The organism is Phaeovulum sp. (genome assembly GCF_047638075.1).
In the GTDB taxonomy this organism is placed as follows: domain Bacteria; phylum Pseudomonadota; class Alphaproteobacteria; order Rhodobacterales; family Rhodobacteraceae; genus UBA6197.
In genome coordinates this window covers 1-25,046 of the sequence record NZ_JBLJBV010000063.1, presented here as the reverse complement: position 1 = coordinate 25,046, position 25,046 = coordinate 1, and the positions used below count along the sequence as shown (strand labels likewise).

Genomic DNA, 25,046 nt, shown 5'->3' with positions numbered 1-25,046 from the left:
CAGTCATGCGGGTTTTCGCAAAGATCGTGGGCTAGGCGCCCACGCCTTCGCGGTCAGCTGCGTGATGATATTCCAGATACTTTTTTTGTGTGGCGATATGGTCGGCCAGATGTTTGGCGTCATGCCACACGCCCCAGATAAAGCTGGATCCGCGCCGCGATTGCCACGGCAGGCCCAGAAAATAGATACCCGGCTCGGCCGAGACACCACGGTGATGGCGGGGTTTGCCTTTGTCGTCGCACGCATCAACCTTGAGCCAGCTATAATCTGCGGCAAATCCTGTGGCCCAGATTATCGTGCTGACACCAGCCTTGGTCAGATCCAGTTCCCGGACAGGGTTGCGCACGCATTCCGGATCAGGCTGGACCCGGCGGGCCTCGGGTTCTTGTGGCAGGTTCATGCCGTTGCGTTCGATATAGGCGTCAGCTTCGTTCAGCAATGATATGTAATTCGCGTCGCCCAGATTCAGGTTTTCGACAAGATCATCGGCAAACGTAACCACGCCATCGACGCAGTTTTCAGTTCGACCGACAAGGATCATCCCCTCTCTGCCAAGGCTACGAAAATCAATTGTCTTGCCACCATTGGCGCCGCTGACCGAGATGGTGACATGTTCCGTTCCGGGTGCCGGCGCCGCGGCATCCCACTTGCCCAAAACGCCCAGCCACCAGCAAAAATCCCGGCCACGATAGGCCCGCGGTGGTCGGTCATGCGGACCAACAGACAAATAGACCTGCTTGCCTGCGCGAAGCAATTCCTCTGCGATTTGCACGCCAGAAGACCCCGCACCGACCACCAATACCGCGCCTTTGGGTAACTGACCGGGGTTACGGTAGGCGCTGGAATGGATCTGCAGAATTGCAGAATTTTGCGGTACAAGCGGTGGGATGACCGGTTTTTGGAACGGTCCAGTGGCGGCAACCACATTGTTTGCCTCTATCACACCATCCGATGTTTCCACCCGAAATCCCTGACGGCCGGCGATCCGCCTGACTTCACGCACCTCGACGCCACTACGGACCGGCGCGGCAATCTGTTTTGCGTAGGCAACGAAATAGTCGGCAACCTTGTCCTTGGGGACAAAGTCATCTTCATGGGCATCGGAAAATTTCATCCCCGGAAAACGGTCATGCCAGGCCGGCCCATTGGCGACCAGCGAATCCCACCTGCCGGTGCGCCAGCGTTCCGCAATCCGATCACGCTCCAACAGGATATGAGGAATGCCCAATTTGCTCAGGTGTTCGCTCATCGCCAATCCGGCCTGACCTGCCCCCACAATTAACGTGTCTATCTTTTCAACCGACATTTCTGCGTCCTTTACTAGGGTTTCCAATGGTCCCGTGGATCGGGCGACAGTCTTTTGAAACGGTTTACGGTAGGGGGGAGGGGTGCGAAAACTACGATTTCGTGCAGCAATGGTTAGGCTGTGCCTAAATGCCGCAGGGTGGTGCCGTAAACGCATGAATTTGGGCGATGATCGTGATGCGATTTGGTGCCGGTCAGGTTAAAGGCGGCGGTGATCATGTGTTCTGGCGATGCGCGACGATTGGCGGCTGGCCCTCAGCGGTATAATTGCTTGTACACAGACTGTTTTTCGGCGTCACAGAGGGATTGAAGAAAACCTCCCAGTCTTTTTTCTTATGACAACGCGGTGGCGGTGCATTTGGATGCAGTGTGTTGCTGTGGGGGGGGTAGACACCTGCTGGCGGGGCTTTGTGCAACCAAGAGGTGGTCTTGGTCTGTGCATTTAGTTGACCGGCTTTGCGCGTTTCATTAAAGGATTTCGAAAAACGAGATATTAATTTGGAAATTGCTATTGTGAACGACGTCGAAAACTCGCCTTTGGGGCGTTACATCAAGGTACTTGAAACGCTGATCGCCAATAATGGCGAGATGTCACTTGCACAGTTGGCCGTGGAAATGGCTTTGCCCGCAGCGTCTGTCCATCGTTTGGTGACGATGCTGGTGGCGCTGAATCTGGTCAGCAAGTCGGCGTCAGGCCGGGCGTATTCAATTGGTCCGCGGGCGCGTAATCTTGGTTTGGCCATGTTGACGCGCGAAACGATAGTCGAAATTGTCCACCCTTTCCTCAGGGAACTTGCCGATACCTTTGGCGAGGTTGCCTTCTTTACAAGAAAAATCGGGTTGACCGCAGAGACTGTAGCCATGGTCCAGCCAGAGGGCTCCAGCGGGGCAATTGTCTTTCCCGGTCGCGAATTGCCGCCACATGCTGCCGCCTCTGCCAAAGCAATCTTTGCCTTTCAGCCAGACGACACAATTGCCAAGGTGCTTGCCCGTGAGCTGGAAAAATACACTGAAGATACGAAAACGTCGCGCCAGGAAATCCTCGCGGAATATGAGAAAATACGAAAGAACCGCTTTTCCATCTGTGACAATGAGGTTGATGTTGGGGTCCTGACTTTTGCCACCCCCATTTTCATTCCACAGGTAGAGGTTCAGTATGCATTGGGTATTTGCGGCCTCAAACCCCGGTTGGAGGCGATTCCGTTCGAGGTGATCGAAGCACGTCTAAAGGCGCAAGCTGAGCGCATTGCAGAGCGGCTAGCCTGAGACAACGGATTAAGGTTGCGGCCTGGTGCTGAAACATTGCCGATAAGCCCACTGCTTTGCGCGGATCGAAAGTAAAGGAGGAGAGACCGAGCCGAAGGGCAGGGCCCTTATACCCTGCGGTCGGTCCATGTCTCTTTGTTCAGATTCAATCCATATTTCCGCGATCATCGCCAGCCGCTGCGGGCGCCCGTTACGCCAAACAAAGCAGTATGGTGTCGGGCTTCGTTTGCGGATCAGGCGCCTGTTTTGGCGTTTAGCCGCACCATAAACGGGGGAAAACCCGCATATCCTTATGATTCTGGCGCGTCAGATTCACTTTCTGATGTAGCGAGCCAGTGGCTCATCCCGAAATGCATGGTCAAGCGATTGCCAACCAATCAGAGGGCAAGAATTATAAATTTTCCTTTTTAATCAAAATACTGTGCGTGAATAATTCTTATTTTTTGGTGCGATGACATTCCCTTTGACACATGGGATTCCCTAATATAATCTCGGTATTCGATATATAATTTCGAAAAACGAGGGTTTCGCATGAAGTTCTGGCGTCTTGGGGTGGACATTGGTGGCACGTTCACTGACGTGGTCGCCTGTGATGCGAATAGCGGTGAGATACGTTCGGCAAAGGTTCCGAGCCGTTATCATGATCCGATCGAAGCATTGGTTTCTGCGATCAAGGCGGTTGGGCTTGAATGGTCAGATGTGCATGAGCTGACCCATGGCACGACCATGGTTACCAACGACATCGTTGAAAATCGGCTTGGCGGCGTGGCGTTGATTTCGACCAAAGGGTTCAAGGACACCATCGCAATTGGCCGGGTGCGCCGCACTTATATTTATCATCTCGACAAGCTGCCTAAACTGCCGCCACTGGTGCCAAACCAACTCCGGCTTGAGGTTGATGAGCGTATCGACTGGACCGGAAAGGTTGTCACGCCGCTGAGCGACGCGGAATTGGTCCGCCTGGTCGATGAGGTCAAGGCGAGTGGCGTGAATTCCGTGGCCGTCTGCCTGATGCATGGTTACCGTAATTCCATTCACGAAAAACGCATCGGTGAGGCGCTTTCGGGTGTGGTCGATTATGTTTGCCTAAGCCACGAGATCAGCCCCGAAAGCCGCGAATACGAACGGTCCAACACCACGATCCTAAGCGCGAGCGTCATCAACCGCGTCGACAGTTATCTGTCGGAAATCAGTGCGCGCAAACCCGACAAAAGTAGTTTCTACTTCTTCCACTCGTCTGGTGGAATGGTGGCGCCCAATGTGATTGGCCGCAATCCTTTGCTGCTTGCCATGTCTGGCCCGGCGGCGGGGGTTGGTGCCACGGTGGGCACGATACAAAACCTTGGCATCGACAAGGCGCTAACCTTTGATATGGGCGGCACCACCACGGACTGCTGTCTAATCCTCGACGGCAAAGCCGAAATCGCCGCCGATCACGAAATTGGCGGGCGTCGTGTCCGGCTGCCGATGGTGGCGGTGCATTCGATTGGTGCGGGTGGCGGTTCCATCGCGCGCATGGACGGGCCTGTTCTACAGGTTGGTCCGCGCAGTGCCGGTGCAACGCCCGGGCCTGCATGCTATGGCCGTGGCGGTACAGAACCGACGATATCAGACGCCAACATCGTGCTGGGGTATCTGCCCGCAGACAAGGTTCTGGGCAACACGATCCAGCTTGATCGTCAGGCAGCGGTTTCAGTGATCCAACCCATTGCCAACGCAATCGGCAAGAGCGTCGAAGAGGTTGCGATTGGCATTCTTCGGATCGCCCATTCCAACATGGTTCGGGCCCTGAATAACGTTACTGTCGAACGCGGCGTTGATGGGCGCGAATGCACGTTGATCGCCTTTGGCGGCGGCGGCCCGATGCATGCCGCCTTTGTTGCCCGGCAATTCGGTATCAAAAAGGTTCTTTGCCCTGCGTTTTCGTCAGGTTATTCGGCCTTGGGCTGTGTTACGGCAAAAATGAGCCTGTCGCAGCAGCGCACGGTCAATATCAAAAGCATCTTTTGGGATCAGGCAGAGATCGACGCGATCCGGCGCGACCTGAGGCAGGTTGTAAGCGGTCAGATGCAGATATCCGGTCACAAGGACGGCAACCTGAAAACCGCTGAGGTGGCGCTGATCCACTATAGCGGCCAAAGCTATGACGTGCCGGTGCCGAACGCCAATCTTGATGATGTTGAGGCGCTGGGCCGGCAGTTCCATGCTGCGCATAACGAATTGTTCGGGTTCTTTACCGATGAGCCATGGGAGCTGAGTGCCATCCGCACCACGGTTGAGGATGTCGCGGCAAAGGTGGCCCGAACCGACGCCAGCATCAGCGGCGGCGACCCTGAAATGGGGCTGCGCAATTGCACGTTCCGCGAAGGTGGCACGCAGCAGACGGCAATCCTTAATCGCAGCAGATTGCCCGTAGGCAAGGTAATCGCTGGCCCCGCGATCATCGAGGATGATTGGTCGACCATCATTGTTCCGCCCAAAGACACGTTCGAGGTGGACAGCTTTGGACATATTCATATCCAGGTAGGAGAAGATTGATGGCTGTCGATCCGTTCATGATTGAGGTCGTCCGCAATGGGTTATCCTCAGTTGCTGAGGAAATGTCGCTGGTGGTGATGCGTGCGGCACGCTCGCCAGTGCTGCGCGAAGCGGGGGATTTGTCGTCAAACCTGACCGATGCGGATGGCTTCCAGATCGCGCAGGGCCAGGACGTGCCGATGCACATGGGTGTCATGAGCTTTACAGTGCGGGAATTCCTGAAGGTCATTCCCAAGGCGCAGCTTTGCGAAGGCGATGTGTGGATGCTAAATCTGCCCGATGTTGGCGGAAACCATCTGCCGGATGTCAAATGTATCCGGCCGATCTTTTACGAAGGCAAGATCCGTTCGTTTTCGATCAGCCTTGCCCATTGGGGTGATACGGGTGGCGGCGCGCCGGGCAGCTATTTTGCCGATGCTTATGATTGCTGGCAGGAAGGTTTGCGCATTCCACCGCTTCGTATTGTCACAAAAGACGGTATCGACGAAGAAAAGCTGGGTTTCGTGCTGGCCAACGTGCGTGCGCCCGAAACCTGCCGCGGTGATATTCTGGCCCAGATTGCCGCAACTTCGGTCGCGGAAAGCCGGCTGCACGATATGTTTCGCAAATGGGGCGCCGATCATGTCGAGGCGATATTCGCCGCTATGCACGATCAGGCCGAGGTCCAGATGCGGCGCGCCATCCACGACCTGCCCAACGGTGTCTATGAAGGCAGCGATAGCATGGACGATGACGGCCATGGCGGTCCTGCGGCCAAGATCCGCGTGCGGATCACGGTTCGTGATGACAACGTCACGATGGATTATTCAGGTTCGGATGACAACGTCCCCGGCCCGATCAATACGACCCGGTACATCACTGCAGCGTCATCCTATTATGTGATCAAGTCGCTTTTAGGGCCTGATCTGCAGGCCTCCGGGGGCTGCTACCGGCCGATCGAGGTTATTACCCGGCCCGGGTCGATCTGTGACGCCCGCCCCGACAAGCCGGTGGTCGGGGGAAACCACGAAACAAGCCAGCGCATCGCGGACGCCGCCTTCCGGGCGCTGGCCAGGGTCGTGCCCGCGCGCGTGACAGCCGGGGGGCCGACCACTTCGGGGTTGGCCTTGTTCGGCGCCTGTCGTGAAGACGGCAAATGGGTGACGCTATACGAGACCCACGGCGGCGGCGAAGGCGCCCGTGCTGATCGCGATGGCGCGGATGTCATCCGGGCCCACATGTCCAACGTGATGAATACCCCCGCCGAGATCATCGAGACAGAGTATCCGATCAATATTGAATACCAGCGGCTTCGCGAACACTCGGGGGGGCATGGCCGACATGAGGGGGGGCGTGGTCAGGAACGCGCCTACCGGATGCGGGTCAACGATGTAACCCTGACCACCATGTTTGAGCGCCGCGACGTTGCGCCCTATGGCCTTGAGGGCGGTGAAGAGGGCGCAAAATTCGAAATGATCCTTAGAAAACAAGGCTCAAATGAAGATAGCCCCCTGCCCGGAAAGACCAATATCCGCATTCACAGCGGTGATCTGGTCATCGTGCGTTCTTGCGGTGGCGGCGGCTATGGGGCGCCCGAACAGGGGCACTGACGGGCATCAAGAACAACCAACCTAACCAACCAAAAAGAGCGATAACAAGGGAGAATAAAAATGAACCATCCTCACTTTACACGGCGCGGACTTCTTGCCGTTTTGAGCCTGACCACCGCCATTGCATTTTCACCCCTGGGGGCGTGGGCGCAGGACAAGGAAACCATCAAACTCGGTTTCATCGGCCCGATCAGCGGCGGTGCGGCACAGCAGGGTCTGGGCGCGCGCAACGGCTTTTTGCTGGCCATTGAACAGGCCAATGCGGGTGACTACCCCTATCACGTCGAGGGGGTTGTGCTTGACGATGCCTCTGATCCGCAGACCGGGGTTGGTGCTGCGCTGAAACTGATCAATGACCCTGATGTGGTGGCGGCCACGGGGCACTGGAACAGCTCTGTTGCGTTGGCGACGATACCCGTTTTCAACCGTGCCCAGATGCCTTTCATCATCTGGGGGGCGATCAGCCCAAAGATCACCGAGCAGAATTTCCCAGAGGTGACACGCGTCACGCCGACGTTGACGAATGAGAACAAGCCCCTGGCTGAATGGGCCGTTAATGACCTTGGCGCGAAGCGGATTGCGATTGTCGCAGATACCTCTGACTACGGAACCGCCAACGCGCAGGTTTTTGGCGCCTACTTAAAGGATGCGGGTGGCGAAGTCGTCTCGACCGAGCTGCTGCCAGTGGGTACCACCGATTTCAGATCCGTCCTGAACAAGATCAAGAGTTCGGGTGCCGATGCAATCTATTTTGGCGGTGTCATCACCGAAGCGGGATTGCTGCGCAAACAGCAGTTGGAAGTTGGTCTGGATGATATTCCGCTGATCGGAACGACCGGTTTTTATGACCCCGAATTCATCGCACTGGCCGGCAGCGCGGCCGAAGGAACCATGGTCAGCTATCCAACTGCCCAGTCCAACCCAAAACTGGAACAGCTAAACGCCGATTACGAGGCCCAGAACTTCAGTGAGCCGGCAAGCCCTTATACGAAATACGCCTACGAGGCAGCCAACATCCTACTTGCCGCCATCAAGGAAGTCGGGATCGACGATCGCGCAGCCCTCGTGCAGGCGGTGCGGGACATCAAATATGAGGGCGCGCTGGGCACAACGACGTTTGATGAGACCGGTCAGACCGAGGTTCCGGTGTCGATCGATATCAAGATCGTCAAGGACGGTGAATGGGTGACCAAAGGCGAGTGAAGCCAAGGCGCTGCGATTGAGGCGACATATTCTAATGGAGAAAATCTATGGATGCGATTTTGATCCAGTACCTGTTAAATTGGGTTGTACTTGGTTGTATCTACGCGCTGGTTGCGATCGGATTCAGCCTGCTCTTTGGCGTGCTGGACGTAATCCACTTCTCTCATGGTGACGTCTCGATCGTGGCGCCGTTTGTCACGCTTGCGGTATTGCAGGCGCTTTTGGGCACGTCATTGGCGGCCGGCGGTATAGCGGTGCTGATACTGGCCTGCGCGGCTGCAATTCTGGCGGTGGGGCTGCTTGGCATCTTACTGGAATGGCTGGTGATACGTCGGTTCCGGGGTGCGCCGGCAATGATGGCTTTGGTGGCGACGGTGGCGCTTGGCACGGTCATCCGTGAGTTGATCCGCAGTATCTATCCCCAGGGTAGCAACCCAAAGCCGTTTCCCTCGCTTTTGACCAGCCGTCTGACCGTGGGGGACATAACCATTCCTTACTACAGCCTGTTCGTGATTGCGGTTGCGGTTTTGTTGGTTGGTTTGCTCTTTACGATCATGCGTTACACCAAAATAGGTGTGCGCATCCGTGCCGCCGCCGAAGACCGCGACATTGCCCGGTTAATGGCCATCAACCCGGAACATGTTTTCGCCGCAACGTTCTTTATCGCGTCGGCGGTGGGGGCGGTCGGCGGTATTCTTTATGCCAGCTATGCGGGGGTGGTGCGTTTCGATTTCGGCATCCAGTTGGGGCTGATCGGCTTTTCGGCTGCGGTTATCGGGGGCCTCGGCAGCATGCCGGGCGCCATTCTGGGCAGCCTGCTGATTGCCGGGATTGAAACCCTCGTGCAGGCGACGATGGCAGAAGGTGCCTCTTACCGGATCGTCTTTGTCTTCCTGCTGGTCATTTTGGTGCTGGTGCTGAAGCCGTCTGGCGTTTTCGGCAAACCGGTCGTGGAAAAGGTCTGACAAATGAACAGTAGCCAAGACATTTTCGTAGAGCGTCACGGCCCCAAGGCGGCGGACCTTGCTATTGTCGCAAGCGTGGAAGTAATCGGTGCGCTCCTTTTGGGTGTATTTTTGTTGGCTGATGACTCTCGCATTATCATAGCCATCCTTGGATTGTTGGGCGCAGGTTTTGCATTGATGCAAGCACGCCCGGCCATAGAAGAGAGGATCATCGAAGCTTTTCATGGTGCACGCGCGCTAACCATCGGCCTTGGGATTGCTATAATCGTAGTTTATCCATTCATGCTTCAGGGCAGCAGCTATGCGTTGCACTTGCTGATCCTTGCGCAGCTTTACTCTGTGTTGGCGCTTGCGCTGAACTTTCAGCTGGGTAGCGCCAATATCCCGAACTTCGCAACCGGCGCTTCTTATGGGATCGGGGCCTATACATCGGCGCTTTTGGCCATAAACTTTGGTCTGTCGTTCTGGCTGACGCTGCCCATTGCCGCGCTCGTGGCTACGATCTTTGGCTTTGGCCTGGGGTTTCCCTCGATGCGCACGCGCGAGACTTATCTTGCGCTGGTTACCATTGCCTTTGGCGTGGTCATTCATCAGCTGCTTAACAACTTTGATTGGACCGGAGGGCCAAACGGCTTGGTCGGTATCCCTGCGCCGTCGCTGTTTGGCCACTCCTTCACCCAGCCAATCGTGATCTTTGGTTTTCGGGCGCCGGGGCAGGCCAATTTCTATTACCTGTCTGCACTATTGGTGGCGCTGTCGATTGTGTGCGCGCGTCGGCTGCATGACAGCCGTGTGGGTCTGGCGTGGAATGCGCTGCGTGCGGACGAACTGGCCGCGCGCTGTCAGGGCATCAACGTGGTCTGGTACAAGATGCTGGCGTTCGGTGTGGATGCGTTTCTGGCGGCTTTTGCCGGCACAATCTATGCTTTCTACGTCAGTTACATCTCGCCAGACAACTTTACCTTCCTTGTGTCGGTGACGATCATGACGATGGTGATTGTCGGCGGCATGGACAACACGCTGGGTGTGATCGTGGGGGCGTTCCTTCTGACGATGCTGCCTGAGAAACTCCGAATATTCGCTGATTACCGACTTTTGTTTGTTGGCGTGATCGTCATTCTTTTCTTGCTGCTGCGTCCGCAGGGCCTGTTTCCGCAGCGGCAGCGCAACTACAAGGTGAAGTGATGGAACCTGCAGTACTGGAGACGCGCGACCTGGGTGTCCGTTTCGGCGGGTTGGTCGCGGTGGCCGGCATAAGCCTGAGTGTTGGAAAAGGAGAAATCCTTTGCATCATCGGTCCGAATGGGGCCGGTAAATCAACCCTCTTCAACCTGATTTCCGGCATCTACCGACCCAGTTCAGGCAGCGTGCATCTGAATGGGCGCGACATAACCGGGCAACCCGTCCACAAGATTGCCGAAGCGGGAATTGCGCGCACATTCCAATCAAGCCGTCTGTTTGGGGATCTGACGCTGGTGGATAACGTGGTGATCGGGATGCATACGCAGACCAAAACCGGTGTGCTGGGGGCACTGCTGCGCCCCAGCCGGTCGCGCGCTGAACTTGACGGTGCAGCCAAACGCGCGGGTGAGCTGCTTCAGCTTGTCTCGCCCGATCTATACAAGCGACGCTATAGCCTGGCGGGAACCTTGCCGCAGGCCGACAGGCGCCGGCTGGAAATTGCGCGCGCGCTTGCCACTGAGCCCAAGATCATCATGCTGGACGAACCATCCTCGGGGATGGACGACCGCGATACAGATGCGCTGATCGAGGATATTCACACCACCATGTTTGAAAGGCCGGGGCTGTCTTATCTGATTATCGAACATGACATGCGCCTGGTCGGGGCCATGCCTGACCGGGTCGCGGTGATTGATTACGGTCAGAAGATTGCCGAAGATCATTTCAGCAAGATACGCCAGATGCAACGCGTACAGGAAGCATATCTAGGACAGAAGGCCGCCAATGCTTAAGCTCGAATCCGTCTCTACAAGTTACGGCGTGGTTGCCATGCTGAATGAGGTCAATTTGCATGTGGCCGAGGGCGAATTGGTTTGCCTTCTGGGGCCTAACGGCGCTGGTAAAAGCACGACTTTCAAGGCTATTGCCGGCCTTCTTGCCCTTGATAAAGGGCAGGTGCGCATTCGTGGGCGTAACCTGGCTGATATACGCAGCGAACGGCTTGCGGCGCTGGGGGTGGGGTTCGTTCCCGAGGGGCGGCGGCTTTTTCCCACGCTCACGGTGCGCGAAAATCTCATGCTTGGCTATGATGCCGCCCGGTGCAGCGTGCCATTCGAAGACCGGCTTGAGGCGATGGCCGAACTTTTCCCGCGTATTCGTGAACGTCTGCGGCAAGGTGCCGGCACCATGTCAGGCGGTGAACAGGCGATGGTGGCCCTGGCGCGGGCGCTGATTGGTGATCCGGCCTTGGTTGTGATGGATGAACCCTCGCTTGGGTTGTCCCCCAAATTGATCGACGAATATTTTTCGATCATCTCAACGATCCACAAAAAGGGGACCACGGTTCTGTTGATTGAACAGAACGTTGAAACCGCGCTTTCAATCGTGGACCGTGGGTACCTGTTGATCCGCGGACGGGTCGTGGCAAGCGGAACCAGTGCAGAGCTGCTAAGCGATGACACGGTGCGCCAACTCTATCTATGACTTTGGCCGCCCCCTTTCCGACGGGGGCAGCCGCATAGATTGCGCGCGCGGGCTAAAGCGCGCCGGTGGCGATAAAATACCGCCGTACGCAGGCCTCTATATGTCGTGAAATGAGATCTTCTGGATTTGTCGGAATATCGCCAAACTCCAAGCCTGAAAAATATTGCGAAACCACAGTTTCAGAAAGATGGGCGTCTTTCAGGTTCTGGATAAGGTGCGCCAGCGCCGCCGCCACCTCAGGATCCGACCAGTAATATCGGATACGATCACTGTAGCTGAAGGACCGTAGCATTGCTATTTCTTCGGCGGTGCCTTGATAGTAGTCACGCCAATAGCTGTCGTTTTCAACCATCCGCCGGGCGATGATCTCTTTCATGTGCGACGGCGCTGCTGGCGCGATCAGGATTTCAAGCTCGGCCAGGGCAAAGACCGCCTCGCGAAAACGGAATGTCAGTTCCGGCCCCACCTTGAGAAAGAAAAAGTGGCTTTTCACCAGTTGGGCGAGTGATGCTGTCGGCTGATAATCGGTTGAATGTGCTTCATAGCTCATTCTTGGTTCTGCCAATATTGCGTCTGCAAGTGGCTTGGCGGGTGCGGGATCAAATTTGAAAACAGAGGTGTGGCTGAAATCGACACCGGGCTGCGTTACGACCGAAACGATGCGTGCCCATGCGGCGCCCAAGCCCCGTTTGGAAAACGCCTCCCGGTGGGTTGTGATCGTATCTTCGAGGCGCGAAACAGAAGTAATGTCCAGGGCGTCCATCGCGTCGGTTTCGCCGCCCGGGATCGGAACTTCGGTGCCGATGATGTAAATCAGTTGTTCGGGGTCCGGCGCATGCGTTTCAGCAACAACGCAAAGATCCGCAGCGCGTTCGGCAACCTGTTCGAAGGTCAAGGCAGGTTCACCGCCAAGCGGCATGGACGCATCAAGGTGGATTTTGCGAAACCCGGCCGCGACATAAAGCCGGACAAGTTCGCGCGCCTTTTCCATGGCCACCGTTGCCGGTTCCTTGCGCCAGGGGTTGGGGCCGAGGTGATCGCCCCCCATGACCACCTGATCCATCGGCACACCGGCCTTTGCGGCCAAACCTTTAACCCACGCCATATAATCTGCGGGGGTCATTCCGGTGTAGCCACCATCCTGATTTACCTGATTGCAAGTTGCCTCAATCACGGTCGGCAAACCGGTCTTGGCCGCAAAGGCAAGGACCGCCTGGATGACATGTTCATTCGCGGTGCAAAAGCATGGCAGACCTTTGGCGTCGCCAGCACGGTTTGCGTCAATAAGCGCCTTGATGTCGATCATGCTGTTGTTCCTTCTGTGGTGATGCCGCGCGCTGAAAGAAAGGATTCGATCTCTTTCAGGGTCGAGTTTCCTTCCATCGGGCCGCGGCGCGTTACAGATATGGCCCCCGCAGCATTGGCCAGTTGACCCGCCCTGTCCAAGGATGCGCCCTGTGCAAGCAATGAAACGAACGTTCCGCAGAAACAGTCGCCGGCGCCGGTCGGGTCAATTTCCGTGACCTTGTGCCCGGCGAAATCATGGCGCTTACCGTTGCCGACAACAGTTGCGCCGGCCGCACCCCGTTTGATCACGATGATCTTGGCGCGCGATTGCAGCAGATGATCGATCGCTTCCTCTTCCTTGAGGTCAGGAAAGAGAAAGTTCAGATCGCTGGTGCTGGGCATCAGGCAGTAGCTGTGCGCAACCACCTCTTGTAACGCCTCGCGGGCCGATACATCGGTCATGAGTTCGGGTCTTGCGTTTGGATCACAGGTGATCTTGCCACCGGCGTTCAGGACATGACGCATTGTCGACAGGATTGAATCGCGTAGCGGTGCAATGCCCAGAGAGGCGGCTGAAATATGCAAAAAACCCGGGTCTTGGGGTAGGGTATCCGGCGCAATGTGAAATGAATCTGCCGCCGTATTGGCCAGGTGGAAAATAAAATCGCGCCTGCCGTCCTCAAAATAAGACACGAATGCTGTGCCGGTCGTGCGCCCCTTTACTATGGAAACGCCTTCGGTCCCGACACCATCGTCCTTTAGGCGCTTCAGAATGGCTCGTCCAAAACCATCATCCCCGACCCCGCCGAACATAAGCGTCCGTGCGCCCATGCGCGCGGCCTGATCCAGAAAAATCGCGGGCGCACCGCTGGGGTAGGGGCCCGAATACTGTGTGATCTGCTCCAGCGCGCACCCTTTTGTATGAGATACAAACTCAACCAGAATCTCACCGACGGTGGCGATGGCGTCAGTTTTTTGCATCTTGGGTATCCTCCGCTTCTAGTGTTGTTTAGAGTAAATATTTACGCGTGTCAAAATTTGAGTGCTATGCTAGCGTCATGTTGACAGTGCAGTCCAAACGGCGGAGAGCGAAAGAGCAAAGGGAAGGGCAATGCAATTGAAAAAGCCGAGAATCGACACGATGGAAGAGCTCTCTGCTATGATTGGCGTTTCGCGCCCGACCTTGTCACGCTACTTTCAAAGCCCGGATAGTGTTCGCAGGTCTACGTCTGAGAAAATCCGACTGGGGTTGGAGCGTGTCGAGTATGTTCCCAATTTCTTTGCAACCCGGATGAACCGCAAATCAACCAATATCATTGGCGTCATCATTCCATATCTGAACGATCTTTTCTTTACCAAGCTACTTGAATCAATTGAAATTTCGGCCATGAAGTCCGGTTTTACGGTCATTACCCAATGCTCCCATGCCGACCCGGCGATTGAGGCCCGTGCGGCAGAAACGTTCATGTCAATGAGCGTCGACGGCGCGTTGGTGGCGCCGCTGGGAAACCACAGTGATCGGGCGGTGCATCAGCGCCTGCGATCAAGGCTGCCTTTTGTGCTTGTCGACTCGCATCCGGCGACCATGCCGAATGTTGATTTTGTCGGCACGGATCACATGCAAAGCACTGGTCTTATTACGGAATATCTGTGCCGTGTTGGTGAGCCGCCAATATTCCTGGCTATGCCGAGGGTGAACTTCAACGCGCTTGAACGTGAAGGCGCCTATATAAAGAGGATGGAGAGGCTTGGGCATGCGCCGGTTGTCATCGGCACCGATCTGCTTGCCGAAGACTGGCATTTCGAATCCCATGGCGAGGCGGTGATGAGCGATTATTTTTCAAGGGGCGTTTACACTGATCGGTCGATTCTATGCGCGAATGACCGAGTTGCCATCGGGGCCTTGCGTGCTGCAGCGCGGCATGGCCTTGTGCCTGGGCGCGGCGCCAAGGGGGGGCTGCGCATCGCGGGTCACGATGATTACCCGTTGTGTCCTTTCACAGTGCCCGCCCTGACGACGGTTGCGCAGGACTTCGAAGCCATTGGGCGAACTGCGGTTTCACGGTTGGTTGAAATGATCAGCGATGAAAATGGCGGCGGCGGACCGCAAGTTCACCTGTTTGAAGGTTCGCTAAAATTGCGCGAATCCGCCTGACTTTGCATGAATGCTGCGTCGCGGCAATTTCGGGCGCAAAATAATTCATTGACGTGATGACAGATTCTCCCTTAAGTTTTACACATGTAAAAAATGGGAGGATATTATGAACATCAAGCGCATTTTGCTTGGTACGGCTGCCGGGCTCGGGTTTGTTGCTGGTCTGACTACCATTGCTTCGGCTGAAGAAATTACCATTGCCACCGTTAACAACGGTGACATGATCGTCATGCAAGAGCTTTCCTCAAAATGGGAAGAGGCGACCGGGAACAAGATCAACTGGGTCGTGTTGGAAGAAAACGTCCTGCGTCAGCGCGTAACGACCGACATCGCAACCAAGGGTGGTCAGTATGACATCATGACGATCGGCTCTTACGAGGCGCCGATCTGGGGCAAGCAGGGCTGGCTGGCTTCGGTGGATGGCATTGAAGGTTACAACTACGATGATCTGATACCAGCGGTAAAGGCAGGCCTGTCAAGCGAAGGCACGCTTTATGCCTTGCCGTTCTACGCGGAAAGCTCGTTCACGATGTACCGCAAGGACCTGTTCGATGCCGCAGGTCTGACCATGCCCGAACAGCCGACCTATGACGAGATTGCCGGGTTTGCTGAAAAGCTGACCGACAAATCGAAAGAGCAGTACGGCATCTGTTTGCGCGGCAAGCCGGGCTGGGGCGAGAACATGGCGTTTTTTGGCACGCTGGTGAATACCAATGGCGGCCGCTGGTTTGATGAAAACTGGGTTCCACAGCTGGATCAGCCAGCCTGGAGCAACGCGATGAACTACTATCTGGATGTCATGACCAAATATGGCCCTCCGGGTGCAACCTCGAACGGCTATAACGAAAACCAGGCACTGTTCCAGACCGGCCATTGCGCCATGTGGATCGACGCTACATCGGCCGCGGGTCGTGTGTTTGACCCCGCGCAATCCGAGGTTGCCGCAAATGTCAGCTTTACCGCAGCGCCGCACGCAACGGTTCCAAATGGCAACGCCTGGTTCTGGGCGTGGTCGCTGGCCATTCCGGCAAGTTCCCAAAAGACCGATACCGCAAAAAGCTTTGCCGCTTGGGCCACCAGCGAAGAATACATCAATCTGGTTGGTGCTGAAAAAGGCTGGGTTGCGCTACCCCCTGGTACGCGTAGCTCGACCTATGCCAATCAAAACTACATTGACGCGGCACCGTTTGCGGCAACGGTGTTGAAGTCGATCCAGGCGGCTGATCCAGCCAACCCCACTGCTGAGCCCGTGCCGTACACTGGCATTCAGTACGTTGCGATCCCCGAGTTCCAAGGGCTTGGCACGACGGTTGGGCAGAACCTTGCAGCAGCTCTTGCCGGCACCATGACGGGTGAAGAGGCCCTCAAGCAATCGCAGGCCGCCGCCGTGACCGAGATGCAGGACGCCGGTTACAATTAAACAACCTCTTATCGGTGGGGCTGGCCGTGCTAACTGGCTGGCCCCGCTATTTTTTAGAGCGCCCTTCTGATACTATTGGTCGTTCCAACCGCATTTGCAGGATGAAACCCCATGTCCACACAGCATTCCCGCAGCGCTGCCCGGATCATGATCGCCCCCGCAACATTCTTATTGTTGGTCTGGATGATCGTTCCGTTGCTGATGACGCTTTATTATTCGTTCCGCCGGTATCGGCTGCTTTCTCCTGACCGCCAAGGTTGGGTAGGGTTTCGGAATTATTCAAGTTTCATTGACAATCCCGCTTTCTGGCAAGCGATGCAGAATACCCTGGTTCTGGTGGTGGGGGTTTTGATCATCACCATTGTTTTGGGGGTGTTGTTTGCGCTGCTTTTGGATATGCCGATGTTCGGCCAGGGGTTTATTCGAATTCTTGTCATTGCGCCGTTTTTCGTGATGCCAACGGTTTCGGCGCTGGTATGGAAGAACATGTTTCTTCACCCCGCGAATGGCCTGTTTGCCTATGGCGCCAAAGCCTTGGGATTACAGCCTTACGATTTTCTAAGTCAGGCGCCGCTCGCGTCGATCATCGGGATCGTCAGTTGGCAATGGCTACCTTTCGCGACGCTGATCCTGCTGACCGCAATTCAAAGTCTGGATAGCGAGCAACTGGAAGCCGCCGAAATAGATGGCGCGGGGCCGATCAGCCGCTTTTTCCACATCAAACTGCCGCATCTAAGCCGTGCGATTACCGTTGTGATCCTGATCCAGACGATCTTTTTACTATCAGTTTTCGCAGAAATCCTGGTGACCACAAATGGTGGCCCCGGCACTGCCAGCACCAATCTGACCTATCTCGTTTACGCCAAGAGCCTGTTGTCGTTCGATGTTGGGGCGGGTTCGGCGGGTGGCGTGATTGCGATCATCCTGGCCAATATCGTCGCGATTTTCCTGATGCGCGCCATCGGCAAAAACCTTGATGCGTAAATCCCTGAACACACCGGAGGACCACTGATGGCCCGTGCTATTTCAACCCGGAAGAAGATTGGCGTGACGGTTTTGGCGGGGACGCTTGGGCTGATGATCTTCTTTCCGATCCTGTGGACGATCCTGACCAGCTTCAAGACCGAGGCTGAGGCGATTGCCGACCCACCGTCGCTATTCAATTTCCACTGGACGCTGGAGAATTATACGGCCGTGCAGGAACGCTCGGATTACTTTCGCCACTTCTGGAACTCGGTCATCATTTCGGTCGGCTCTACCGTTCTGGGTCTGCTGATCGCGGTGCCGGCGGCGTGGTCGATGGCCTTTGTTCCCGGCAAGCGGACCAAGGATATACTGATGTGGATGCTGTCCACCAAGATGCTGCCACCGGTGGGGGTCTTGATCCCAATCTACCTTATCTTCCGCGATACGGGGCTTTTGGATAGCCGCACGGGGTTGGTAATTGTGCTGACCTTGATGAACCTGCCGATCATCGTGTGGATGCTTTACACCTATTTCCGCGAGATCCCCGGCGAGATTTTGGAGGCGGCCCGGATGGATGGCGCCAGCCTGCGGTCTGAAATCCTGTATGTTCTGACGCCAATGGCGGTGCCGGGCATCGCATCGACCCTGCTGCTGAATGTCATTCTGGCATGGAACGAGGCGTTCTGGACCCTGAACCTGACGGCCGCCAATGCCGCACCGCTTACGGCGTTCATCGCCAGTTATTCCAGCCCCGAAGGCCTGTTCTACGCAAAGCTGAGCGCCGCCTCGACCATGGCTATCGCGCCTATCCTCATCCTTGGCTGGTTCAGCCAGAAACAACTTGTCCGCGGCCTGACCTTTGGCGCAGTAAAATAGGGATCCAAGATCATGGGACGCATTACCCTAGATAAAGTAACAAAGAAATTTGGCGATGTGGAAGTCATTCCGCCGTTGGATCTAACCATCGAAGAGGGTGAATTCGTTGTTTTCGTTGGCCCCTCTGGCTGTGGAAAATCGACGCTTTTGCGCTTGATCGCCGGGCTTGAGGATGTGTCGGGTGGGCAGATCCGCATTGATGGGCAAGACGCCACTTTGACGCCACCCGCGAAACGCGGCCTTGCCATGGTGTTTCAAAGCTACGCACTTTACCCGCATATGACCGTGCGTAAAAACATCGCCTTTCCCCTGCGGATGGCGGGCATGGACAAGGCCGAGCAAAACCGGCGCATCGACAATGCCGCAAAGATCCTGAACCTGTCCGATTATATTGACCGGCGGCCCGGTCAGCTTTCGGGTGGGCAACGTCAGAGGGTTGCCATTGGGCGTGCCATTGTGCGTGAACCGGCGGCATTTCTGTTTGACGAACCGTTGTCAAACCTTGACGCGGCCCTGCGTGTGGGAATGCGGCTTGAGATTACCGAACTGCACAAGCGGCTCAAGACCACGATGATCTATGTCACGCATGACCAAGTAGAGGCCATGACAATGGCCGACAAGATCGTCGTGCTACGCAAAGGTTATATTGAACAGGTTGGCAGCCCGCTTGAACTCTATCGTAGCCCGCGCAATGTGTTTGTGGCGGGTTTCATCGGGTCGCCCCAAATGAACCTGATCACCGGTGCCGAGGCCGAAAAACACAGCGCCACCACCATAGGTATCCGCCCCGAACATATTGTTGTTTCGCCAAGCGATGGGCAGTGGAAAGGTCGCGTTGGCATGTCTGAACACCTCGGTTCGGATACGTTCTTTTATGTTCACGATACCGGTCTGGCTGAAAGCCTGACAGTGCGTGTCAGCGGCGAGATTGAACTCAAAGCCAATGATACCGTCTTTCTTACCCCGGAAGCTGACAAGATCCATCGCTTCGATGACAAAGGACTGCGAGTGAAATGAGCCGTTTACAAGGAAAATCAGCGCTGATCACTGGCGCGGCCCGTGGTATTGGCCGGGGCTTTGCCGAAGCGTATGTCCGTGAAGGCGCTACCGTCGCGGTTGCCGACATCAATCTGCAAGCGGCCCAGGCCACGGCTGATGAAATCGGTGCGCAGGCTTATGCCGTGCAAATCGACGTTGGCGATCAAGCCAGCATTGACGCGGCTATTGCGGCCGTTGTCGCCAAAACGGGTAAACTGGATATCTTGATCAACAATGCCGCTTTGTTTGATGCCGCAGAAACCGTGGACATCACGCGCGCCAGCTATGACAAACTTTACGCCGTGAACGTTGGTGGCACCTTGTTCACGATGCAGGCGGCCGCCAAACAGATGATTGCACAGGGCCATGGTGGCAAAATCATCAACATGGCGTCACAAGCGGGCCGTCGAGGTGAAAGCCTGGTCCTGGTCTATTGCTCGACCAAGGCGGCAGTGATCTCGATGACGCAATCTGCGGGTTTGAACCTGATCAAACATGGCATCAACGTCAACGCGATCGCACCAGGCGTCGTGGAGGGGGAACATTGGGCCCATGTCGACGCGATGTTCGCAAAGCTTGAGGGCAAAAAGCCCGGTCAGAAAAAAGCCGAGGTTGCAGCAAGCGTTCCGGCTGGCCGCTTTGCCACGCCGGACGATCTGACAGGGATGGCGGTCTTTCTTGCGTCTTCTGAATCCGATTACATTGTGTCCCAGACGTATAACGTTGACGGCGGGCAGTGGATGAGCTGATGGAAAACGTGCAGGTAAAACTCTCCAATGCGACCTTGAACGCACTTCCTGAAGGTGTTCGCATCCCGCGCTATGACCGCGCGGCGCTGACCGCCGGAATCGTCCACATCGGCCTTGGCAATTTTCACCGTGCGCACCAGGCATGGTATCTGCATCGCCTGTTTGATGCGGGGCTCAACCACGATTGGGCCATCGTTGGCGCAGGCGTCCGCGCAAGTGATGCGATCATGCGCGAAAAGCTGCATGCGCAAGATTATCTGACTACCTTGATCGAGCTTGATCCATCGGGCAAATCCGCCGAAGTTACCGGGGCCATGGTCGACTATGTTCCCGTGCAAGAGGGGAATGCCTCCCTTATTCGCCAGATGGCAGATCCCGCAATCCGCATTGTTGCGCTGACTGTGACCGAGGGTGGTTATTATATGTCCCCCGTGGATGGCAGCTTTGATGCAGATCATTCTGATATCCAGCACGATGTGGCCCATCCCGCAACGCCGAAAACTGCCTTTGGGGCGATGATCGCGGCACTGAAACTGCGACGTGCGCAGGATCTGGGGCCTTTTACCTGTCAAAGCTGTGACAACCTGCAAGGCAATGGCCAGATCTTGCGGCAAACCATTGTCGGCCTTTGCCGTCTGACCGACCCCGCACTTGCCGATTGGATTGATGGGAACTGTAGTTTTCCCAATTCCATGGTCGATTGCATCGTCCCCGCGACTGGTCCGCGGGAAATCGCCTTGGTTCGCGATTTTGGCATTGTGGACGAGGCGCCTGTCACCCACGAGAATTTCCGTCAATGGGTGATTGAAGATGACTTTTGCGCGGGTCGCCCCGATTGGGACCGCGTCGGCGCCACCCTCACAGACCACGTTCACGACTATGAGGCGATGAAGATCCGCATTCTGAATGCCGGTCATCAGGTCATTGCCAACCCCGGAGAGATCCTTTCGGTTGCGACGATTGCAGGCTGCATGGATCATCCGCAAATTCGCGCCCTCTTTCGAAAAGTCGAGGAGGAGGAGATAGCGCCCCATGTAAAACCCGTCCCCGGGATGACCCCTGCGGCCTATATCGACCTTATCGAGCGAAGGTTTTCCAACCCGGCAATCGTCGATACAACCCGCCGTGTGGCCTTTGACGGGTCATCGCGCCACACCGGGTTTGTCCTGCCGATCCTGCGTGCGGGCCTCGCGTCGGGTGCGCCGATCAATGGGCTGGCCCTGGTCGAGGCACTTTGGGCGCGCATGTGCGAAGGTACGCGTGAAGATGGCTCAAGAATAGATCCGAATGACCCATTCTGGGACAGGTTGAACAGCGCCGCTACGGCTGCGAAAACCCGGCCGCAAGCCTGGCTTGAACAGGTGCATATTTATGGCGATCTGGCAGATACACCACGCTTTGCCGATGCGTTTGCATATTGGTTGGGGCTGATCTGGTCCGAGGGGTGTGAAGCCGCTCTTCGGTCTTATACGGGGCAGGCGTAACCGCCCACCAAGGCGTCCGGTTCAAGAAATGCCGGGCGCCTCTATGGGGGCATGCCGATGGTCGCGACCTGAAAGGCCAAGGCCGCAATTGCGACCTTGGCAGCGATAAGGGGACGTCTATCACAATCGCGCCGGATGAATCTGTCTGTGCCTATATATACTCGCCCTATGCCCAATCGGGCTTTCGTTTTTCTATGAAGGCTGAAATGCCCTCGTTCGTATCCCGAAAAAGCATGTTGTCGACCATGACGGCGGCCGTATGTTCATAGGCGTCGGCAAGGCTCATATCCGCCTGCTGATAAAATGCCTGCTTGCCGATTTTGACCACTGATCCCAGCTTACCTGCCAATGTGGCGGCAAGGCGCGATGTTTCGTCGGCCAGCGCCTCGGGGGCGACGACCCGATTGACAAGCCCTACCTGATGGGCGCGGTCGGCGGTGATGAACTCGCCCGTGGTCAGCATCTCGAACGCCACTTTGCGCGGCACATTGCGCGTCAGCGCCACCATCGGGGTTGAGCAAAACAGCCCGATATTCACCCCGTTCACGCCAAAGCGCGTCCCCTCGGCGGCAACGGCGAGGTCGCAGGAGGCAACAAGTTGGCAACCTGCTGCGGTGGCAATGCCGTGGACCTCGGCGATCACCGGTTGGGGCAGGACGGAAATCATCTGCATTACCGCGGCGCAACGTGTAAAAAGATCAGCGAAATAGGCACGCCCGTTATCGGCGGCAGCCCGACCGGCCTGCATTTCCTTAAGGTCATGGCCGGCACAGAACGCTTTGCCCGCGCCCCTCAGCACCACCACCTTCACCTCGTCATCGTGCGAAAGATCCGTCAGCATCGCCTTCAGCGCCGCGAGCATCGCATCCGACAGCGCATTCAGGCTACGCGGTGCGTTCAACGTGATATAGGCGACACCTGCCTGGTCTTCTCGCAACAGCAGATCACTCATGGACATTCCTCCCTTTGGGCGAAACTCTAGGCCGGGATCTGATTGGAGGGAAGATGCAACTGACGATGGATAAAGACGCGCTGCACGCCTTTCTTGCGCGGGAATTTCCTCAGGTGGCCGCTGATTTCGAGGTGGAGGCCCTGACGCCTACGGGTATTGTTGTGCGCCTGAAGGTGGCAGAGCGGCATTTGCGCCCCGGTGGCACGGTTTCGGGCCCGTCGATTTTTGCACTTGCGGATGTAGCGGTATACTTGGCCATTCTTTCGCGTCTGGGTCCCGTGGCATTGGCGGTGACGACCAGCTCCAGCATTGATTTCATGCGCAAACCCGTAGCCGGGGTTGACCTGATTGCGCGCACCCGGTTGCTGAAGCTGGGGCGGGTGCTGGCGGTTGGCGATGCGCTGATCCATTCGCAAGGGCAGGAGCATCCGGTCGCGCGGGCCGCTATGACCTATTCGATTCCTCCGGTCGCGGTATAGCGGATCGCTGGCCGAAATCGCAGCCTGGGTGGGGTATTTTAATACCTATTTTATAAAGCATTGAACTTACACAACTATAATGCGCGCATGGTGCTTGATTTTCACCGGAAAATCCCCGACAAGCCGCCATCTGAATTGCACAAGCCTACCAAAGGGCCAAAAGCTGATGAAAACCTATACCGCAAAACCGGCGGAGATCGAAAAGAAGTGGATCTTGATTGATGCCGAGGGCATCGTTCTGGGCCGCCTCGCCACGATCGTCGCCATGCGTCTGCGTGGCAAGCACAAAGCCACCTTCACCCCTCATATGGACATGGGGGACAACGTCATCATTATCAACGCCGACAAGGTGCAGATGACTGGCGCCAAGCGCACCGACAAGCGCTATTACTGGCACACCGGCCATCCGGGCGGGATCAAGTTCCGCACCGCCGAGCAGGTGCTGGAAGGCGCCCACCCCGAACGTGTGGTGATCAAGGCCGTCGAGCGCATGATCTCGCGCAACCGTCTGGGCCGTCAGCAGATGTCGAACCTGCGCGTTTACGCCGGGGCCGCCCATCCGCATGAAGCCCAAGCCCCCGAGGTTCTCGACGTAGCGTCGATGAACCCCAAGAACACCCGGAGCGCATGACGATGGCTGAAGAACTCAAATCTCTCGACGATCTGAAATCGGCCGTGGCGGGCACCCCCGCTGCCGCCGTCGAAGTTGCAGCACCCCGCACCCCGCAGCGTGACAGCCTGGGTCGCTCATATGCGACCGGCAAGCGCAAGGACGCGGTCGCCCGCGTCTGGATCAAGCCGGGTTCGGGCAAGGTCGTGGTGAACGGCAAGGAAATGGCCGTCTACTTCGCCCGCCCGGTGCTGCAAATGATCCTGCGCCAGCCGTTTACGGTTGCCGGGGTCGAAGGCCAGTTTGACGTGTTCGCCACTGTTGCCGGTGGGGGCCTGTCAGGTCAGGCCGGCGCGGTCAAGCACGGCATCTCGAAAGCGCTACAGCTTTATGAACCCAGCCTGCGTGGCGCGCTGAAAGCCGCTGGCTTCCTGACTCGCGACAGCCGCGTGGTGGAACGCAAGAAATACGGCAAGGCAAAAGCCCGCCGCTCGTTCCAGTTCTCCAAGCGCTGAGACGATTGCAAACCTGCAAAAAGAACGCGGTCCTTCGGGGCCGCGTTTTTCTTTGCGCTTTTGTTTGGCCAAAATACTCCCGCCGGAGGCTTCGCCGCATGATGTTGGCGCAAAGGTCGGGTTCGGTACGCTCTGCCGCGGATATTTGAAGCTAGTCGAACGGGCAGGCGTTTGCATGGCCTCCGCTTTGCGCTAAACACAAGGCTACGCAAGGAAAGGTTCCCGATGTCCGTCAGTATGCTGTCTACCTTTATCAAGCCGATGCACCGTGAAGGGCGCAAGTTTGTCGCCATTGCCGCGGCGATCACGGTTCTGTTGTTTCTGATCTGGGAGCCGTTGGGCTGGGTCGGCACAGGGCTGACCATCTGGGTTTATTATTTCTTTCGTGATCCGGTGCGGGTAACGCCGACACGACCGGGGCTGATCATCAGCCCCGCCGATGGCGTGATCAGCCTGCTGGAGCCCGCCGTGCCGCCCGCCGAGCTGAACATCGGCACCCGGCCGATGACCCGGATTTCGGTATTCATGAATGTGTTCAACTGCCATGTTAACCGGGTTCCGGTTGGGGGCAAAATCACCGCTGTGGCTTACCGGCCTGGCAAGTTCCTGAATGCCTCGCTGGACAAGGCCAGCGTCGACAATGAACGCAACGGCCTTGCGATCGAGATGGCGGATGGCAGGATGCTGGGCGTCGTGCAGATCGCGGGGCTGGTGGCACGCCGGATCTTGTGCGAGGTTCAGCCAGGGCAGGTGTTGCAGACTGGTGACCGTTTCGGGCTGATCCGGTTCGGATCGCGTCTTGATGTATACTTGCCGGACGGCGTGCAGCCTTTGGTGGTGATCGGGCAGACGATGATCGCCGGAGAAACTGTTCTGGCCGATTTGGCCGCAACCGAGCCCGCACGCGCGGGCGGCATCCGTTAGGGGGCCCAGATGATGGAACCGCGCGACCAGGAGCAGATGCCGTTTTTGCTGTTGCTTCCAA

The 25,046-nt window shown here is 56.7% G+C and carries 23 protein-coding genes; 19 read left to right on the top strand and 4 right to left on the bottom strand.

Annotation, left to right across the window (positions count from 1 at the left end):
* Positions 1–31 precede the first annotated feature (31 nt).
* Positions 32–1,306, bottom strand: a complete 1,275-nt coding sequence (locus tag ACM62R_RS09525) for a flavin-containing monooxygenase (RefSeq protein WP_415183821.1) — start codon at positions 1,304–1,306, stop codon at positions 32–34.
* A 455-nt stretch (positions 1,307–1,761) separates the two neighbouring features.
* On the opposite strand from ACM62R_RS09525, the gene ACM62R_RS09520 reads away from it, so the two are divergent.
* The 8 genes from ACM62R_RS09520 to ACM62R_RS09485 all read left to right on the top strand — a co-directional run bounded on the left by ACM62R_RS09520 (position 1,762) and on the right by ACM62R_RS09485 (position 11,530).
* A complete protein-coding gene (locus ACM62R_RS09520; RefSeq protein ID WP_415183820.1) occupies positions 1,762–2,571 on the top strand; it encodes an IclR family transcriptional regulator in 810 nt (269 codons plus the stop codon).
* A gap of 531 nt (positions 2,572–3,102) precedes the next feature.
* On the top strand, positions 3,103–5,109 hold the full coding sequence (locus tag ACM62R_RS09515; protein WP_415183819.1) for a hydantoinase/oxoprolinase family protein: 2,007 nt from the start codon (positions 3,103–3,105) through the stop codon (positions 5,107–5,109).
* A complete protein-coding gene (locus ACM62R_RS09510) occupies positions 5,109–6,698 on the top strand; it encodes a hydantoinase B/oxoprolinase family protein (protein ID WP_415183818.1) in 1,590 nt (529 codons plus the stop codon). The genes ACM62R_RS09515 and ACM62R_RS09510 overlap by 1 nt, the downstream gene beginning before the upstream one ends.
* Positions 6,699–6,758: 60 nt before the next feature.
* Positions 6,759–7,901 carry a branched-chain amino acid ABC transporter substrate-binding protein gene (locus ACM62R_RS09505; RefSeq protein ID WP_415183817.1) on the top strand — a complete coding sequence of 381 codons (1,143 nt, stop codon included), beginning with the start codon at positions 6,759–6,761 and terminating at the stop codon, positions 7,899–7,901.
* Between the two features lie 47 nt (positions 7,902–7,948).
* Positions 7,949–8,866 carry a branched-chain amino acid ABC transporter permease gene (locus ACM62R_RS09500; RefSeq protein ID WP_415183816.1) on the top strand — a complete coding sequence of 306 codons (918 nt, stop codon included), beginning with the start codon at positions 7,949–7,951 and terminating at the stop codon, positions 8,864–8,866.
* A 3-nt stretch (positions 8,867–8,869) separates the two neighbouring features.
* Complete coding sequence (locus ACM62R_RS09495; protein WP_415183815.1) at positions 8,870–10,051, top strand: branched-chain amino acid ABC transporter permease; 1,182 nt, start codon at positions 8,870–8,872, stop codon at positions 10,049–10,051.
* A complete protein-coding gene (locus tag ACM62R_RS09490) occupies positions 10,051–10,839 on the top strand; it encodes an ABC transporter ATP-binding protein (protein WP_415183814.1) in 789 nt (262 codons plus the stop codon). Before ACM62R_RS09495 ends, ACM62R_RS09490 begins: the two co-directional genes overlap by 1 nt.
* Entirely contained in the window at positions 10,832–11,530 is a 699-nt protein-coding gene (locus ACM62R_RS09485) for an ABC transporter ATP-binding protein (protein ID WP_415183813.1), read from the top strand. Before ACM62R_RS09490 ends, ACM62R_RS09485 begins: the two co-directional genes overlap by 8 nt.
* A 52-nt stretch (positions 11,531–11,582) precedes the next feature.
* On the opposite strand, the gene ACM62R_RS09480 is transcribed toward ACM62R_RS09485, so the two are convergent.
* Together ACM62R_RS09480 and ACM62R_RS09475 are read right to left on the bottom strand one after the other, a co-directional pair.
* Entirely contained in the window at positions 11,583–12,836 is a 1,254-nt protein-coding gene (locus ACM62R_RS09480; RefSeq protein WP_415183812.1) for a class II D-tagatose-bisphosphate aldolase non-catalytic subunit, read from the bottom strand.
* Entirely contained in the window at positions 12,833–13,798 is a 966-nt protein-coding gene (locus ACM62R_RS09475) for a carbohydrate kinase family protein (protein WP_415183811.1), read from the bottom strand. Before ACM62R_RS09475 ends, ACM62R_RS09480 begins: the two co-directional genes overlap by 4 nt.
* 310 nt (positions 13,799–14,108) lie before the next feature.
* On the opposite strand from ACM62R_RS09475, the gene ACM62R_RS09470 reads away from it, so the two are divergent.
* From ACM62R_RS09470 to ACM62R_RS09440, 7 genes are all read left to right on the top strand, one after another.
* The gene (locus ACM62R_RS09470) at positions 14,109–14,972 is read left to right on the top strand and encodes a LacI family DNA-binding transcriptional regulator (RefSeq protein WP_415183810.1); all 864 of its coding nucleotides are present in this window, start codon (positions 14,109–14,111) and stop codon (positions 14,970–14,972) included.
* Positions 14,973–15,078: 106 nt separating this feature from the next.
* The gene (locus ACM62R_RS09465) at positions 15,079–16,392 is read left to right on the top strand and encodes an ABC transporter substrate-binding protein (RefSeq protein ID WP_415183809.1); all 1,314 of its coding nucleotides are present in this window, start codon (positions 15,079–15,081) and stop codon (positions 16,390–16,392) included.
* A 111-nt stretch (positions 16,393–16,503) separates the two neighbouring features.
* Positions 16,504–17,376, top strand: a complete 873-nt coding sequence (locus ACM62R_RS09460; RefSeq protein ID WP_415183808.1) for a carbohydrate ABC transporter permease — start codon at positions 16,504–16,506, stop codon at positions 17,374–17,376.
* A gap of 27 nt (positions 17,377–17,403) precedes the next feature.
* Positions 17,404–18,234, top strand: coding sequence for a carbohydrate ABC transporter permease (locus ACM62R_RS09455; RefSeq protein WP_415183807.1), 831 nt, complete (start codon positions 17,404–17,406; stop codon positions 18,232–18,234).
* Positions 18,235–18,246: 12 nt separating this feature from the next.
* The gene (locus ACM62R_RS09450) at positions 18,247–19,251 is read left to right on the top strand and encodes an ABC transporter ATP-binding protein (protein ID WP_415183806.1); all 1,005 of its coding nucleotides are present in this window, start codon (positions 18,247–18,249) and stop codon (positions 19,249–19,251) included.
* Positions 19,248–20,021, top strand: coding sequence for an L-iditol 2-dehydrogenase (locus ACM62R_RS09445; protein WP_415183805.1), 774 nt, complete (start codon positions 19,248–19,250; stop codon positions 20,019–20,021). The genes ACM62R_RS09450 and ACM62R_RS09445 overlap by 4 nt, the downstream gene beginning before the upstream one ends.
* Positions 20,021–21,505 (top strand): mannitol dehydrogenase family protein, encoded by a 1,485-nt coding sequence (locus ACM62R_RS09440; RefSeq protein WP_415183839.1) that lies wholly within the window; start codon positions 20,021–20,023, stop codon positions 21,503–21,505. Before ACM62R_RS09445 ends, ACM62R_RS09440 begins: the two co-directional genes overlap by 1 nt.
* A gap of 166 nt (positions 21,506–21,671) precedes the next feature.
* Here the strand turns inward: ACM62R_RS09440 and ACM62R_RS09435 are convergent, their stop codons facing one another.
* On the bottom strand, positions 21,672–22,457 hold the full coding sequence (locus ACM62R_RS09435) for an enoyl-CoA hydratase (protein ID WP_415183804.1): 786 nt from the start codon (positions 22,455–22,457) through the stop codon (positions 21,672–21,674).
* A gap of 53 nt (positions 22,458–22,510) precedes the next feature.
* On the opposite strand from ACM62R_RS09435, the gene ACM62R_RS09430 reads away from it, so the two are divergent.
* From ACM62R_RS09430 to ACM62R_RS09415, 4 genes are all read left to right on the top strand, one after another.
* Complete coding sequence (locus tag ACM62R_RS09430; RefSeq protein WP_415183803.1) at positions 22,511–22,936, top strand: PaaI family thioesterase; 426 nt, start codon at positions 22,511–22,513, stop codon at positions 22,934–22,936.
* Positions 22,937–23,102: 166 nt separating this feature from the next.
* Complete coding sequence (rplM, locus tag ACM62R_RS09425; protein ID WP_415183802.1) at positions 23,103–23,567, top strand: 50S ribosomal protein L13; 465 nt, start codon at positions 23,103–23,105, stop codon at positions 23,565–23,567.
* A gap of 2 nt (positions 23,568–23,569) precedes the next feature.
* Positions 23,570–24,061 carry a 30S ribosomal protein S9 gene (rpsI, locus tag ACM62R_RS09420; RefSeq protein ID WP_415183801.1) on the top strand — a complete coding sequence of 164 codons (492 nt, stop codon included), beginning with the start codon at positions 23,570–23,572 and terminating at the stop codon, positions 24,059–24,061.
* A 225-nt stretch (positions 24,062–24,286) separates the two neighbouring features.
* On the top strand, positions 24,287–24,985 hold the full coding sequence (locus ACM62R_RS09415; RefSeq protein ID WP_415183800.1) for a phosphatidylserine decarboxylase: 699 nt from the start codon (positions 24,287–24,289) through the stop codon (positions 24,983–24,985).
* The last annotated feature ends 61 nt before the right edge of the window (positions 24,986–25,046 follow it).

Bases quoted from the DNA above. Each gene is read 5' to 3' on its own strand.
- ACM62R_RS09525 (WP_415183821.1), bottom strand. From the start codon at position 1,306: ATGTCGGTTGAAAAGATAGACACGTTAATTGTGGGGGCAGGTCAGGCC.
- ACM62R_RS09515 (WP_415183819.1), top strand. From the start codon at position 3,103: ATGAAGTTCTGGCGTCTTGGGGTGGACATTGGTGGCACGTTCACTGAC.
- ACM62R_RS09510 (WP_415183818.1), top strand. From the start codon at position 5,109: ATGGCTGTCGATCCGTTCATGATTGAGGTCGTCCGCAATGGGTTATCC.
- ACM62R_RS09505 (WP_415183817.1), top strand. From the start codon at position 6,759: ATGAACCATCCTCACTTTACACGGCGCGGACTTCTTGCCGTTTTGAGC.
- ACM62R_RS09500 (WP_415183816.1), top strand. From the start codon at position 7,949: ATGGATGCGATTTTGATCCAGTACCTGTTAAATTGGGTTGTACTTGGT.
- ACM62R_RS09495 (WP_415183815.1), top strand. From the start codon at position 8,870: ATGAACAGTAGCCAAGACATTTTCGTAGAGCGTCACGGCCCCAAGGCG.
- ACM62R_RS09490 (WP_415183814.1), top strand. From the start codon at position 10,051: ATGGAACCTGCAGTACTGGAGACGCGCGACCTGGGTGTCCGTTTCGGC.
- ACM62R_RS09485 (WP_415183813.1), top strand. From the start codon at position 10,832: ATGCTTAAGCTCGAATCCGTCTCTACAAGTTACGGCGTGGTTGCCATG.
- ACM62R_RS09480 (WP_415183812.1), bottom strand. From the start codon at position 12,836: ATGATCGACATCAAGGCGCTTATTGACGCAAACCGTGCTGGCGACGCC.
- ACM62R_RS09475 (WP_415183811.1), bottom strand. From the start codon at position 13,798: ATGCAAAAAACTGACGCCATCGCCACCGTCGGTGAGATTCTGGTTGAG.
- ACM62R_RS09470 (WP_415183810.1), top strand. From the start codon at position 14,109: ATGAACCGCAAATCAACCAATATCATTGGCGTCATCATTCCATATCTG.
- ACM62R_RS09465 (WP_415183809.1), top strand. From the start codon at position 15,079: ATGAACATCAAGCGCATTTTGCTTGGTACGGCTGCCGGGCTCGGGTTT.
- ACM62R_RS09460 (WP_415183808.1), top strand. From the start codon at position 16,504: ATGTCCACACAGCATTCCCGCAGCGCTGCCCGGATCATGATCGCCCCC.
- ACM62R_RS09455 (WP_415183807.1), top strand. From the start codon at position 17,404: ATGGCCCGTGCTATTTCAACCCGGAAGAAGATTGGCGTGACGGTTTTG.
- ACM62R_RS09450 (WP_415183806.1), top strand. From the start codon at position 18,247: ATGGGACGCATTACCCTAGATAAAGTAACAAAGAAATTTGGCGATGTG.
- ACM62R_RS09445 (WP_415183805.1), top strand. From the start codon at position 19,248: ATGAGCCGTTTACAAGGAAAATCAGCGCTGATCACTGGCGCGGCCCGT.
- ACM62R_RS09440 (WP_415183839.1), top strand. From the start codon at position 20,021: ATGGAAAACGTGCAGGTAAAACTCTCCAATGCGACCTTGAACGCACTT.
- ACM62R_RS09435 (WP_415183804.1), bottom strand. From the start codon at position 22,457: ATGAGTGATCTGCTGTTGCGAGAAGACCAGGCAGGTGTCGCCTATATC.
- ACM62R_RS09430 (WP_415183803.1), top strand. From the start codon at position 22,511: ATGCAACTGACGATGGATAAAGACGCGCTGCACGCCTTTCTTGCGCGG.
- rplM (WP_415183802.1), top strand. From the start codon at position 23,103: ATGAAAACCTATACCGCAAAACCGGCGGAGATCGAAAAGAAGTGGATC.
- rpsI (WP_415183801.1), top strand. From the start codon at position 23,570: ATGGCTGAAGAACTCAAATCTCTCGACGATCTGAAATCGGCCGTGGCG.
- ACM62R_RS09415 (WP_415183800.1), top strand. From the start codon at position 24,287: ATGTCCGTCAGTATGCTGTCTACCTTTATCAAGCCGATGCACCGTGAA.